The 12400-nt window shown below is 71.7% G+C and carries 14 protein-coding genes; 9 read left to right on the top strand and 5 right to left on the bottom strand.

What is annotated here, in order from left to right; genetic code table 11:
• Positions 1-5: 5 nt before the first annotated feature.
• Positions 6-128, bottom strand: coding sequence for a ribosomal protein bL36 (locus ACZ6TB_RS43635; protein ID WP_203382437.1), 123 nt, complete (start codon positions 126-128; stop codon positions 6-8).
• A gap of 86 nt (positions 129-214) precedes the next feature.
• On the opposite strand from ACZ6TB_RS43635, the gene ACZ6TB_RS43630 reads away from it, so the two are divergent.
• Together ACZ6TB_RS43630 and ACZ6TB_RS43625 are read left to right on the top strand one after the other, a co-directional pair.
• Positions 215-1279 carry an epoxide hydrolase family protein gene (locus ACZ6TB_RS43630; protein ID WP_465566083.1) on the top strand — a complete coding sequence of 355 codons (1065 nt, stop codon included), beginning with the start codon at positions 215-217 and terminating at the stop codon, positions 1277-1279.
• 27 nt (positions 1280-1306) lie between these two features.
• On the top strand, positions 1307-2941 hold the full coding sequence (locus ACZ6TB_RS43625; RefSeq protein WP_465566081.1) for a S8 family serine peptidase: 1635 nt from the start codon (positions 1307-1309) through the stop codon (positions 2939-2941).
• A 99-nt stretch (positions 2942-3040) separates the two neighbouring features.
• Here the strand turns inward: ACZ6TB_RS43625 and ACZ6TB_RS43620 are convergent, their stop codons facing one another.
• Genes ACZ6TB_RS43620 through ACZ6TB_RS43605 form a run of 4 tightly spaced genes read right to left on the bottom strand, consistent with a single transcriptional unit; the run spans position 3041 to position 6198 of the window.
• Positions 3041-3535, bottom strand: a complete 495-nt coding sequence (locus ACZ6TB_RS43620) for an NADPH-dependent FMN reductase (protein WP_465566078.1) — start codon at positions 3533-3535, stop codon at positions 3041-3043.
• On the bottom strand, positions 3532-4599 hold the full coding sequence (locus tag ACZ6TB_RS43615) for an LLM class flavin-dependent oxidoreductase (RefSeq protein WP_465566075.1): 1068 nt from the start codon (positions 4597-4599) through the stop codon (positions 3532-3534). Before ACZ6TB_RS43615 ends, ACZ6TB_RS43620 begins: the two co-directional genes overlap by 4 nt.
• On the bottom strand, positions 4600-5100 hold the full coding sequence (locus ACZ6TB_RS43610; protein ID WP_465566073.1) for a flavin reductase family protein: 501 nt from the start codon (positions 5098-5100) through the stop codon (positions 4600-4602).
• Between the two features lie 15 nt (positions 5101-5115).
• The gene (locus ACZ6TB_RS43605) at positions 5116-6198 is read right to left on the bottom strand and encodes an LLM class flavin-dependent oxidoreductase (RefSeq protein ID WP_465566071.1); all 1083 of its coding nucleotides are present in this window, start codon (positions 6196-6198) and stop codon (positions 5116-5118) included.
• Between the two features lie 156 nt (positions 6199-6354).
• Here ACZ6TB_RS43605 and ACZ6TB_RS43600 point away from each other — a divergent pair, with 156 nt between their 5' ends.
• The 7 genes from ACZ6TB_RS43600 to ACZ6TB_RS43570 all read left to right on the top strand — a co-directional run bounded on the left by ACZ6TB_RS43600 (position 6355) and on the right by ACZ6TB_RS43570 (position 12359).
• Complete coding sequence (locus ACZ6TB_RS43600; RefSeq protein ID WP_465566069.1) at positions 6355-7191, top strand: ABC transporter permease subunit; 837 nt, start codon at positions 6355-6357, stop codon at positions 7189-7191.
• Positions 7188-8150: an ABC transporter substrate-binding protein gene (locus ACZ6TB_RS43595; protein ID WP_465566066.1), complete on the top strand. Its 963-nt coding sequence runs from the start codon at positions 7188-7190 to the stop codon at positions 8148-8150. Before ACZ6TB_RS43600 ends, ACZ6TB_RS43595 begins: the two co-directional genes overlap by 4 nt.
• Positions 8147-8836: an ABC transporter ATP-binding protein gene (locus ACZ6TB_RS43590; RefSeq protein ID WP_465566063.1), complete on the top strand. Its 690-nt coding sequence runs from the start codon at positions 8147-8149 to the stop codon at positions 8834-8836. Before ACZ6TB_RS43595 ends, ACZ6TB_RS43590 begins: the two co-directional genes overlap by 4 nt.
• A complete protein-coding gene (locus ACZ6TB_RS43585; RefSeq protein WP_465566060.1) occupies positions 8833-9255 on the top strand; it encodes a cupin domain-containing protein in 423 nt (140 codons plus the stop codon). Before ACZ6TB_RS43590 ends, ACZ6TB_RS43585 begins: the two co-directional genes overlap by 4 nt.
• 44 nt (positions 9256-9299) lie before the next feature.
• Complete coding sequence (locus ACZ6TB_RS43580; RefSeq protein ID WP_465566057.1) at positions 9300-9794, top strand: winged helix-turn-helix domain-containing protein; 495 nt, start codon at positions 9300-9302, stop codon at positions 9792-9794.
• Positions 9795-11150, top strand: a complete 1356-nt coding sequence (locus tag ACZ6TB_RS43575) for an FAD/NAD(P)-binding protein (RefSeq protein ID WP_465566055.1) — start codon at positions 9795-9797, stop codon at positions 11148-11150.
• 177 nt (positions 11151-11327) lie between these two features.
• Entirely contained in the window at positions 11328-12359 is a 1032-nt protein-coding gene (locus ACZ6TB_RS43570) for a S1 family peptidase (protein WP_465566052.1), read from the top strand.
• Positions 12360-12400: the final 41 nt, after the last annotated feature.

The raw sequence follows: 12400 nt of genomic DNA, 5'->3' as shown, positions 1-12400 counted from the left end.
TGGCGTCAGCCCTGTCGGCCGTTCCAGCGCGGGTTCTTCCGGTTGATGACGACCTGACGCCCGCGACGGCGGGTGACGACGGAACCGGGCTTGCTCTTCAGCGACCTGAGCGAGTTACGAACCTTCATGGTGAACCTCCTGTGCCTTCGAGAACGCCGGACCACCTTCCGTTATTTCACGGTCCGATTCGGCGCCGGCCGTTCGTCATGGAGGCATGGATACCTTCCGCATCGACATTCCGCAGCGCGACCTCGACGACCTGCACGACCGTCTGGACCGGGTCCGGTGGCCCGCCGAGATCCCCGGCGCGGGCTGGGACTACGGCGTTCCGGGCGAGTACGTCCGGCGGCTCGCCGAGCGCTGGCGGCGCGGCTACGACTGGCGCCGCACCGAGGCCAGGCTCAACGCGTACCCCCAGTTCCGCACCGTGATCGACGGCCAGCCGGTGCACTTCCTGCACGCCCGGTCGGAAAGCCCGGACGCGCTGCCGCTGATCCTCACGCACGGCTGGCCGGGGACGGTCGCCGAGTTCCTCGACGTGATCGAGCCGCTGTCCCGCCACTTCCATCTGGTCGTGCCCTCGCTGCCGGGCTTCGGCTTCTCCGGGCCGACCACCGAGCGGGGCTGGAACGTCGACCGGATCGCCCGGGCCTGGGTGGAGCTGATGGGGCGGCTCGGCTACGAGCGGTTCGGGGCGGCCGGCAACGACTGGGGCTCGACGATCTCGCCCGCGGTCGGCCGGGTCGCGCCCGAGCGGGTGGTCGGCGTGCACGTCACGCAGCTCTGGACCGACCACGACGGGTCGATCGAGAACCCGACCGCGGAGGAGCAGAGCGCCCTCGACGACCTGGCCTGGGTCGAGGCGAACATGAGCGCCTATCAGCTCCTCCAGGAGCAGCAACCCCAGACGCTCGCGTACGCCTTGAGCGACTCCCCGGTCGGTCTGCTGGGCTGGCACGGCCAGATCTACCGGGACGGCGTGGACGACGACTACGTGCTGGACAACGTCTCGATCCACTGGCTCACCGGAACGGCCGGGTCATCGATGCGGCTGTACCGGGAGTTCGCCCTGATGGACAAACCGGGCACGCCGACCACCGTGCCGCTGGGCGCGGCTCAGTTCCGGGACGATTACAAGCCGGTTCGCCGCCTGGTCCCGGGGCTGCACGCCAACGTCGTGTCCTGGAACAAATACGAGACATCCGGGCACTTCGCGGCGACCCAGTCGCCCGACCTGCTGGTCGCCGACATGATCGAGTTCTACGGGAAGCTCAAGTAGGCACCCCGCGGGCCGATCGATGCGGCCATGCGAATGCGAGTCTTCGGCACCCTGCTCACCGCCGCGGCGATCGCCGCCGCCGGCACGGCCGTCCCCGCTCAGGCCGCCACGGCGGAGGGCACCATCATCGGCGCCGGCGTCCCGGGCGCCATCCCGGGCCGGTACATCGTCACGATGAAGGCCCCCCGCGGCGGGATGTCGGCGCAGGAGGTCGGCTCGACGTCGTACAGCGCGACGATGACCGCCGAGCAGGCCCGCAAGCTCGCCGCCGACCCGGACGTCCGGTTCGTCGAGCAGGACCGGATCCTGCACATCGAGTCGACCCAGAAGAACCCGGACTGGGGACTCGACCGCATCGACCAGCGGCCGGTCAAGGCGTCGAGGACGTACACCCCGATGGACGACGGCAGCGCCGTCCACGCGTACGTCATCGACACCGGCATCCGGATCACGCACAGCGAGTTCGCCGGCCGGGCCACCTACGGCTACGACTTCGTCGACGGCGACGCGGTCGCGGCCGACTGCAACGGGCACGGCACCCACGTGGCCGGCACCATCGGCGGCACCCACTACGGCGTGGCCAAGAAGGTGCGGATGGTCGCCGTCCGGGTGCTGGACTGCGAGGGCGAGGGCACGCTCTCCGGCGTGATCGACGGCGTCAACTGGGTCACCGCGCACGCCGTGAAGCCGGCCGTCGCCAACATGAGCCTCGGCGGCTCGTACAGCGCGTCGCTCGAGGCCGCCGTGCAGAAGTCGATCAACTCGGGCGTCACCTACGTGGTGGCGGCCGGCAACGAGAACACCAACGCCAGCAACGAGAGCCCGGCCGGTCTGCCCGCCGCGATCACCGTGGGCGCGACCGACATCAAGGACCGTCGCGCGCCGTTCTCGAACTACGGCAGCGTGCTCGACCTGTTCGCGCCCGGCGTCAACATCCGTTCCTCGGTGGCGAACAGCGACACCGCGACGGCCAGCTACAGCGGCACGTCGATGGCGTCCCCGCACGTCGCGGGCGCGGCCGCGCTCGTGCTCGACGCCGCCCCCGGCTACACCCCGGCCCAGGTGCGCAACTACCTGGTCGCGCAGGCCACCACCGGCAAGGTGACCGACCCCAAGGGCTCGCCGAACAAGCTGCTGTTCGTCCCGGCGCCGGCCAAGGCCCCGGCGATCAAGACCTCGGCCATCACGGTGACGGCCGGGACGGCGTACAAGGGCACGATGGCGCTCTCGACGAGCCGCCGCGGCACCTGGAGCGTGATCGCCGGCGCCCTGCCGCGCGGCCTCAAGCTCGCCGCGAACGGCGTCATCTCCGGCACCCCGGTCGCGCCGGGATCGGCCGCCGTCAAGGTCCGGTTCGTCGACTACGTGCCGAACACCGTGACCAAGGTCGTCACCATCACGGTCCGCAAGACCGCCCCGGTGATCACGACGACGTCGCTGGCCGCGGCCACGGCGGGCGCCGACTACTCGGCACAGCTCGCGGCCGACCGGCTCGGCGCCTGGGCGCTGACCGGGGGCGCGCTGCCGGCCGGGCTGACGCTGGCGGCGACCGGCGCGATCACCGGCGTGCCGGCCGCGGCCGGCACGGCGACCTTCACGGTCACCTTCACCGACAAGTGGGGCATGAAGAAGGCGGCGACGCTCGCGCTGACGGTGGAGTAAGGAAACGGACGGCCCCGCTTCGACGACCCGGGGGCACGGGAATCGTCGGAGCGGGGCCGAGTTGTCTTCACGATAGGCCCGCAGGGTGTCAATCGGCTGTCATCGTCCTGTGTGACCGCTGTGTTCGTTCTCGGCGTACTGCTCGGCGATCGCCTTCGTCTCCGGCAGGTCGGCCTCGACCACCGGCAGGCCGGGCGCGACATCGGCGCCGAGCTCGATGAGCAGCTGCCGCAGCAGGGTTACGGCCGCCTCCGCCTGCGGCGCCACCCCGGCGGTCACCACCGGAACCGCCCGCTTGCCGGCCAGGGCCTGCGCCGGGAGCTGGTCGAGCAGCACCTTGAGCACGCCGGTGTAGCTGCCCTTGTACGTGGGGGTGGCCACCACCAGGAGCTCGGCCTCGCGCAGCAGCGTCACCGCGGCGGCCGTCGCCTCGTCGCCGGGGGTGAGCAGGCCCGCACCCAGCTCGCCGGCCTCGATCACGGTCGGCGGAAACCCGCCGGTGCGGGCCGCGAGGGCCTCGCCGACGGCGATGGCCAGGGTGGACGTGCGCGACCCCGGGCGCGGGTTGCCGGACACGACGACGATGCGGCTCATGACTCTCCCGAGTTGACTAGTGGCAGGACGTTCTCCCCGACGTTCAGCGCCTCTTCGAGGTGCGGCTGGCCGGAGAGGATGAAGTGGTCGATGCCGAGCGCCTGATACTCGGCGATGCGCGCCGCGACCTCGGCGTGGCTGCCGACCAGGGCGGTGCCGGCGCCGGGGCGGACGACGCCGAAGCCGGCCCACAGGTTGGGCGACACCTCGAGGGAGTCGCCGGTGGTGAGCGCGGCCATCCGCCGCTGCCCCTCGGACTCGGTGCGGGCGAACTGCTGCCGGGCGCGCCCGATCTCGGCCGGCGGCACCCGCTCGAGCAGGCCGCGGGCCACCCGCCAGGCCTCGTCGGCGGTGTCCCGCGCGATCACGTGCAGGCGGATGCCGTACGTGAGATGGCGGCCGGCGTCCTTCGCGAGGGTGCGCACGGCATCCAGTTTGGCCGCCACCGCCGCCGGCGGCTCGCCCCAGGTGAGATAGGTGTCGGCGTGGCGCGCCGCGACCGGCAGGGCGGCCGCCGACGAGCCGCCGAAGAAGACCGGTGGCGCCGGGTCGGGGACGGCCCGGACGGTGGCGTCTTCCACGTCGTAGAACTCGCCGCGGTACGTGAACGGCGTACCGGACCAGGCCCCGCGCACCACCTCCAGGAACTCGGCCGTGCGCGCGTACCTCCGGTCGTGCGAGAGATGGTCGCCGAAGCGCTTCTGCTCGGTCGCCTCGCCGCCGGTGACCACGTTGAGCGCCAGCCGGCCGCCGGAGATCCGCTGGTAGGTGGCGGCCATCTGGGCGGCGAGCGTGGGGGAGATCAGGCCCGGCCGGAAGGCGACCAGGAACCGCAGCCGGGTCGTCTCGCCGAGCAGCGCGGCGGTGGTGAGCCAGGCGTCCTCGCAGAAGGTGCCGGTCGGGGTGAGCACCGCCGCGAAGCCGGCCCGTTCGGCGGCCCGCGCCACCAGCGCGAGGTAGCCGAGGTCGGGCGGCCGCGACGTGTCGGCGGTGAGCCGGGCCTGCCCGCCGCCGACGATGTCGCGGCTGTCGCCGGCGGTGGGCAGGAACCAGTGGAACGGCATCTAGGCGGCCCTTCGCAGGTGGGCGTAGTGCCCGTCGTGGTAGACCAGCGGCGCGGCGCTCAGGTCCTCGTGGTGCACGCCCTCCTCGGGCGAGGCCAGCACGATCGTGTGGTCGCCGGCCTCGACCCGGCGCTCGATCCGGCAGACGATCCGGGCGAGCACGCCGTCCAGCAGCGGCACCCCGCCCGGGCCCGGCCGCCAGGCGCCGTGCGCGGCGAACCGGTCGATGCCGCGGGTGGCGAACGTGCGGGCGACGTGTTCCTGCTCCTGGGTGAGCACGTGCACGGCGACCAGGTCGGCGCCGGACACGGCGGGCCACGCCGAGGCGGTCTTGGCCAGGCAGAACGAGACGAGCGGCGGGTCGAGCGAGACCGAGGTGAACGAGGTGGCGGTGAAGCCCGCCGGCGGCTCGCCGGGCGCGGTGATCACCACGACGGCGGCGGCGTGGCGGCGCAGCAGCGCCCGGAAGAGATCGGCGTCCACGATCGAGGTCACGGTCACGGTTCCTCCTGACGACTAGCGAGAGGCGCCGGCGAGCGCGCGGTGACGCAGCTCCTGCCGGACGAGCGGGATCAGGTGCCGGCCGTAGTCGACGGCGTCGTCGACCGGGTCGTAGCCGCGGATGAGGATCGTGCTGACGCCGAGGTCGACGTAGTCGAGCAGGGCCTGGGCCACGGTCTCGGGCGAACCCACCAGCGCGGTCGAGTTGCCCTGGGCGCCGCTGGCCGCCGCCGTCGCCGTCCACAGTGCGCGATCGTGGCGCTCCGAACGAGCGGCGGCGGCCAGCAGCCGCTGCGAGCCGACGTTTTCGGGGTTGCGCCCGCCGAGCACACCCGCGAACGGGCCGTTCGACTTGATCTTGGCGAGAATCCCCGCCGCGCGCTCCCAGGCGAGCTCGTCGGTGGCGGCCAGGATCGGGCGGAACGAGACGCTGATGCCGAGCGGCCCGCGCCCGGCCGCGGCCGCCGCCCGCTGCACCGAGGCGATCTGCTCGGCGGTCTCGGCCAGCGGCTCGCCCCAGAGCGCGAAGGTGTCGGCCCGGGCGCCGCCGACCCGGTAGGCCGCCGCCGACGACCCGCCGAAGTAGAGCGGAATGCGGTGGGCCGGCTGCACGCCGGCCGAGAAGTCCTCGAACTTGTAGAAGCGGCCCTCGTGCGAGAACGCTTCGGGCGACGACCAGGCCCGGCGCAGGATGCCGAGGTACTCGTCGGTGCGCGCGTACCGGTCGTCCTTGGCCAGGTAGTCGCCGTCGCGGCGCTGCTCGGTGTCGGAGCCGCCGGTGATCGTGTGCACCGCGACCCGCCCGCCCGAGAACTGGTCGAGGGTGGCGAAGGTGCGCGCGGCCAGGGTCGGGAAGACGAATCCGGGCCGGTGCGCGATCAGCAGGCCGATCCGCTCGGTGTTCGCGGCCGCGTAGGCGGCCACCTGGGTGGCGTCCGGCGTCGACGACCCGTACGCGATGAGGATGCGGTCGAAGCCGCCGTCCTCGTGCGCCCGGGCGAAGCGCCGCACGTAGGCGGGGTCGACCTGCGGGCCGGTCGCGGGCCGCGTCTCGGAGACGTCGCGGGTGCCGATCATGCCGACGAACTCGACAGTCATGCCTGGATCCTTTCCGCTGTCCACTTATTGGGAAAGTGGGCAACCGTGAATCACGATCCGTCGTGAAACCGGGCTGAGTCAATGGCCGTCCCATATCCTAGTAATCCTAGAGAGTATGGTTGACATGGCGGACTTGAGGCAGTCAGAGTTGCGGCCATGTCCACTACCGCGATCGCCGGCCCCTCCGTCGCCGACCAGACCGGTGCGACGCCGCGCACAAGGCGTTCCCTGCCCTACCGGACGATCTCCTGGGTCGTGCCGATCCTGCTGCTGCTCGTCTGGGAGCTGGCCTGCCGGGCGGGCCTGATCGCGTCCAACGTGCTACCCGCGCCGAGCTCGGTCGGCACCACCGCCTGGCATCTGACCGAGACCGGCGAGCTGCCGCGGCACCTGTGGGAAAGCCTCAAGCGCGCGGCGATCGGCCTGGTCATCGGCGGCACCGTCGGCCTCGTGCTGGGCGTGCTGACCGGCTTCTCCCGGCTGGCCGAGTCGCTGATCGACCGCAACATCCAGATCATCCGCGCGATCCCGTTCCTGGCGATCCTGCCGCTGGTCATGGTCTGGTTCGGGGTCGGCGAGAGCGGCCGCTACTTCCTGGTCGCGCTGGGCACGAGCTTCCCGATCTACCTGAACACCGTGCTCGGCATCCGGCAGGTCGACCCGAAGCTGCTGGAGATGGGCCGCGTCGTCGGCCTGGGCCGGCTCGAGCTGGTGCGGGCCGCGATCCTGCCCGGCGCGCTGCCGTCGATCCTGCTCGGCGTGCGCCTGGCGCTGACCAACGCCTGGCTCGCGCTGGTGATCGCCGAGACCGTGGGCGCGCCGGCCGGCATCGGCTTCATGGCCACCAACGCCCGCGAGTTCCTGCAGACCGACGTGATCGTGCTGGTCATCGTGCTCTACGCGCTCATCGGTCTCACCACCGACCTCATCGCACGCGGCCTGGAGCGTCGGCTCCTGGCCTGGCACCCCAATTATCGAGGAGACACAAAGTGAGTCTGTCCCGTCGCAAGCTGCTCGGCGCCTCTCTCGCCCTGCCCTTCCTTGCGGCCTGCGGCAACGACGCCGCCGCGAGCGCGAGTGGCCGCAAGAAGGTCCGTCTCACCTACGGCGCGATCTCCGTTCCCAAGACCCGGGGCGTCTTCGAGCAGACCCTCAAGAGCCAGGGCATCGACGTCGAGTGGGTGGGCCCGTTCCCGAACCACGCGCCGACCCTGCAGGCCGTGGCCACCAACACCGCCGACTTCAGCTTCGGCGGCAGCTCGACCCCGGCCGACCAGGCGCTGCTCTCCGGCAACAAGCTGGTCTACGTCGCGTGGGCCTCGTCCAAGCCGCGGACCAGCTCGATCATCGTGCGGCCGGAGAGCGGCATCACCTCGGTGAAGGACCTGGCCGGCAAGAACGTGGCCGTCAACAAGGCCGGCCTCGGCGAGTTCCTGCTGGTGGCGGCCCTGGAGAAGTACGGGGTGCCGCGCGACTCGGTCACCTTCACCTACCTGAACCCGCCGGACGCGGCGCCCGCGTTCGGCAGCGGCAAGGTCGACGCGTGGTCGATCTGGTCCGGCCCGCTCGAGCTGGCCGAGGTGCAGTACAACGCCAAGCGGATCTTCACCGACGGCGACGAGCTGGACAAGCAGATCGACTTCTCCACCTATCTCGTACGCGAGGACTACGCCAAGAAGGAGGCCGACACCATCCGCAAGGTGATCGCCGCCTACAGGGCCGAGCAGGACTGGTCCAACGCGAACCCGGCCGAGGCCCAGAAGATCGGCAACGCCGTCTCGAAGTACCCGCAGGCCGTCGTGGACAAGCTGGTCAAGGCGAACGTCCAGGTCACCTGGAGCCTGATCAACGACGACGGCATCGCGCAGCTGCAGGCCGGCGCCGACTGGCTCACCGACCACAAGGTCCTCAGCGGAAAGATCAACATCGCCGACCACGCGGTGAAGCTGTGAGCACGGTCCTGCTTGAGAAGATCACGCGACGGTACGGCGAACGCACCGTCCTGGACGGGCTGGATCTCGCGATCGAGCGCGGCGAGTTCGTGGCCCTGCTCGGCAAGAGCGGCTGCGGCAAGACGACGCTGCTGCGGGCGCTGGCCGGCCTCGACCCGGTCGACGGCGGCCGGCTCACGGTCCCCGCCGGCCGGACGGTCGTCTTCCAGGAGCACCGCCTGCTGCCCTGGTGGCGGGTCTGGCGCAACGTAGCGATCGGGCTGCCGCGCGCGACGGCCCGGGCCAAGGCGCAGTCGGCGCTGGAGGAGGTGGGTCTCGCCGACCACGCGGACGCCTGGCCGGTCACCCTGTCCGGCGGCGAGGCCCAGCGGGTCGCGCTGGCCCGGGCGCTCGTGCGGGAGCCGGAGCTGCTCCTGCTCGACGAGCCGTTCGCGGCGCTCGACGCGCTGACCCGGATCCGCATGCACAAGCTCGTCCGCGACCTCACCGCCCGGCACCGGCCGGCCGTGCTCCTGGTCACCCACGACGTCGACGAGGCCATCCTGCTCGCCGATCGCGTGCTTACGATGCGGGACGGCCGGATCGCGGCCGTGCACGAGGTGCCGCCGGGCGCCCGTGACCGCGGCTCGGCGTCCTTCGCCACGTTGCGCGGGACCCTGCTGGGCGAGTTGGGAGTCACCGAATGAGCTTTCATCCGAAACTGCACCACGTCGTGCCGACCGGGCTCTCCGGCGACACGGCCCAGACCACGGGCATGACCCGGGTCGAGGCGATCAGCGGCAAGACCGTCGGCAGCGAGGCCCTCTGGATGGGGGAGACCCACGTGTCGGCCTCGACGGCCTCCGCGAACCATCACCACGGCGAATCGGAGACGGCGATCTACGTCGTACGGGGAAATCCGGTCTTCGTGTTTCATGACCAGGAGTCGGACACCGAGAAGCGGCTCGAGACCAAGCCCGGCGACTACATCTTCGTGCCGCCGTGGGTGCCGCACCGCGAGGAGAACCCGGACCCGGAGAACGAGGCCGTGGTCGTGATCGCACGGACCACGCAGGAGGCCATCGTGGTGAACCTGCCGTCTCTGCGTGTCGATAATCCCATCTAACAGATGGGAGATGTATTGTTCGGCCCATCCCAGGAGGAGGAGCCATGTCCGCATTAGCCGTCGCTCACCCGCGACGCGTGCACCTGCGACCCGTACCGGACCTGCCGGCGGAACCCCCGGTGACCGTGACCATCAGCGTCTCCGGGGGCGCGGCGCCCGGCCGCGACCGGGTCCTGGCCGCCCTGCGTGACCTGGTCGACGCGGCCGGTGCCACCGTCGCGGTCGACGTCTCGCCGGTCGGGGACGGGATCCGGCTCGACCCGCGGGCCCGCACCGCGCTGCGCGACGGGGAGCGGCTCGACCTGAGCCGGCTGGAGTACGACCTGCTGCTGTTCCTGGCGCGTCACCCGCGGCAGGTCTTCACCCGCAGTCAGCTGCTCGCCCAGGTGTGGGGGCACACGCACACCACCAACCGGACGGTCGACGTGCACGTGAGCCGGCTGCGCACGAAGCTCGACGACCCCGACGTGGTGACCACGGTGTACGGACTCGGGTACCGGCTGGCCGACGAGGCGGCCGTGACGGTGACGGAGGGCTGAATGGCACGGCGGACGGTCGCGGTGGTGGGCGGTGGCTGCGCCGGGGTGCTGGCCACCCGGGAGCTGCTGCGATGTAGCGACGATCGGGTCATCCTGATCGAGCCGGGGGAGCCGGGGGGAGGGCTGGCCTACGGGTCGGCCCGCCCCTGGCACCTGCTGAACTCGAGGGCCGGGGCGATGAGCGCCGATGCCTCCGATCCCGGGCATTACGCCCGTTGGGCGAAATGTCGCCCGGAGGAGTTCCGGCCGCGCGCCGAGTACGGGGAGTACCTGCGGTCGGTCTTCGCGGCCGCGGCGGCAGAGCACGGGGATCGGCTCGAGGTCGTGCGGGATCGGGCGACGCGTCTCGCGCCCGGCGCCGCCGCTCGCGCTGGTGCCGCTCGCGCTGGGGGCGCGGCTCATGCCGGGAGCGCGAACCTCGCTGGCCGGATTTATACCGAAAAATCGGGCGAGATCCCGGTTGATGAGGTCATTGTCGCCACGGGGAATCCCGCCTCCGCCCAACCGGCGGCCCGGCCCGATCACCCCGACTACATCGCCGATCCGTGGCGGCCGGGCGTGCTCGACGCGATCCCGTCCGATGTGCCGGTTCTGCTGGTCGGGGCGGGGCTCACCGCCGTCGACGTGGTGCTGACGCTGACCGCCGACGGCAACCGCGACGCGCCCATCACCGCGGTGAGCCGCCGCGGCCAGCTCCCGCTCACCCACGCCGCCGAGGCCCGGCCGCCCGCCACGCTCGACCTCGACAACCCGCACACGAACCCGCACACCCTGCGCGACCTGGTTCGGCAGGTGCGGGCCGAGGCGGCCCGGGCCGGGGACTGGCGCACGGTCGTGGACGGGCTGCGCCCGAGCATGGACCTCTTGTGGGGAAATTTGACGGCAACGGAGCAGGAGGCGTTTCTTCGTCATCTGGCCCGGCCCTGGGAATGCCACCGGCACCGGATGGCGCCCCCGGTCGGCGCGCGCATCGACACCCTGCGGGAAGAGGGCCGCTTCGAGGTCCGCTCCGGCGGCATCCGCTCGATGGTCGCGCCGCCGGCCGGTGGGCTGCTCGTCGAGCTCGAGGCCGGCGTGCAGTGGTTCGGCGCCGTGGTCAACTGCGCCGGTCCCGGCCGCCTCCCGGCCGCCGCCGGCTCGTTCGCGCGCAGCCTGCTCGACGACGGTCACGCCCGGGTCGGCCCGCACGGGCTGGGGCTGGACATCGACGCCCGCGGCCGGCTGGTGGGCGCCGGCGGCCGGGTGCGCGACGACCTCTGGTTGATCGGGCCGCTGCGCCGCGGCGCCCGCTGGGAGACCACCGCCGTACCGGAAATCCGCTCTCAGGCCCTTGCATTGATCGACAGGCGTAAATAATTCATCCCGGTTCGGTCATAATCCGGACGGTATGACGTGGGTGTTTCCGCTGGTCAGGACTGCTTTGATGGTCATCGTCGAAACAATCGCCCGGGTTGTGTGCATATTGAGAACTCTCGATACTGCGGGGGCACGGTACGCCACCGGCGTACCCCCCACCCCCCTGGGAGGAACCAAGTGCTCACTCGGAAGCTGCGCCGACCGATCGTCGGCCTCGCCGCGTGCATCCTCGTCGGCTCCGCGTTCGTCGCGTCACCCGCGTCGGCCGCCCCGTCCGGCGACGCCTCGTTCGCACCCTCCGCCCTCGCCTCGAAGATCGACTCGCAGCTCGGCTCGCAGACGGCCGGCTCGTACGTCGACGGCGCGGGCAAGGTGGTCGTCAACGTCACCGATGCCGCGACCGCCAGGTCGGTCACGGCGGCCGGGGCCACTGCCCGGTTCGTGGCGCACACCGGCACCGAGCTGGCCGCCGTGGACAGCAGCCTCAAGTCCGCCCTGAAGACGCCGGGCACCGCGTTCGGCGTCGACCCGGTGTCCAACCAGATGGTCGTCTCCTACGACACCACCGTCACCGGCGCCAAGCTCGCCGCCGTCCAGGCGATCGTCGCCAAGTTCGGCGACAAGGCCCGCCTCGAGGCCGCCCCCGGCACGCTGAGCACCACGATCTCCGGCGGCGACGCCATCTACGTCAGCGGCGCGCGCTGCTCGCTCGGCTTCAACGTGCGCAGTGGTTCCACCTACTACTTCCTGACCGCCGGCCACTGCACCAACATCGGCTCGACCTGGACCAACGGCTCGACCACGCTCGGCACCCGGGCCGGCACGAGCTTCCCGGGCAACGACTACGGCATCGTCCGCTACACCAACACGACGATCACCAAGTCGGGCGCCGTGGGCTCGCAGGACATCACGTCGGCCGGCACCCCCGCCGTCGGCTCCACGGTCTACCGCCGCGGCTCCACCACCGGCACCCACTCCGGCCGGGTCACCGCCCTCAACAGCACGGTGAACTACTCCGAGGGCTCGGTCTCCGGCCTGATCCGCACCACCGTCTGCGCCGAGCCCGGCGACTCGGGCGGCAGCCTCTACTCCGGCACGACGGCCCTGGGCCTGACCTCCGGTGGCAGCGGCAACTGCTCCAGCGGCGGCGTCACGTACTTCCAGCCGGTCGTCGAGCCGCTGAGCGTCTACGGCGTCTCGGTGTACTGATCCCCACCGGCTACCGAAGGCGGCCTCGCTCCGGCGGGGCC

This window comes from Actinoplanes sp. NPDC051537 (assembly GCF_055586105.1).
Note: the sequence above shows the minus strand (reverse complement) of the source record. Positions and strands in the feature narration are given on the sequence as shown.

Bases quoted from the DNA above. Each gene is read 5' to 3' on its own strand.
- ACZ6TB_RS43625 (WP_465566081.1), top strand. From the start codon at position 1,307: ATGCGAATGCGAGTCTTCGGCACCCTGCTCACCGCCGCGGCGATCGCC.
- ACZ6TB_RS43620 (WP_465566078.1), bottom strand. From the start codon at position 3,535: ATGAGCCGCATCGTCGTCGTGTCCGGCAACCCGCGCCCGGGGTCGCGC.
- ACZ6TB_RS43575 (WP_465566055.1), top strand. From the start codon at position 9,795: ATGGCACGGCGGACGGTCGCGGTGGTGGGCGGTGGCTGCGCCGGGGTG.
- ACZ6TB_RS43630 (WP_465566083.1), top strand. From the start codon at position 215: ATGGATACCTTCCGCATCGACATTCCGCAGCGCGACCTCGACGACCTG.
- ACZ6TB_RS43635 (WP_203382437.1), bottom strand. From the start codon at position 128: ATGAAGGTTCGTAACTCGCTCAGGTCGCTGAAGAGCAAGCCCGGTTCC.
- ACZ6TB_RS43615 (WP_465566075.1), bottom strand. From the start codon at position 4,599: ATGCCGTTCCACTGGTTCCTGCCCACCGCCGGCGACAGCCGCGACATC.
- ACZ6TB_RS43585 (WP_465566060.1), top strand. From the start codon at position 8,833: ATGAGCTTTCATCCGAAACTGCACCACGTCGTGCCGACCGGGCTCTCC.
- ACZ6TB_RS43580 (WP_465566057.1), top strand. From the start codon at position 9,300: ATGTCCGCATTAGCCGTCGCTCACCCGCGACGCGTGCACCTGCGACCC.
- ACZ6TB_RS43600 (WP_465566069.1), top strand. From the start codon at position 6,355: ATGTCCACTACCGCGATCGCCGGCCCCTCCGTCGCCGACCAGACCGGT.
- ACZ6TB_RS43605 (WP_465566071.1), bottom strand. From the start codon at position 6,198: ATGACTGTCGAGTTCGTCGGCATGATCGGCACCCGCGACGTCTCCGAG.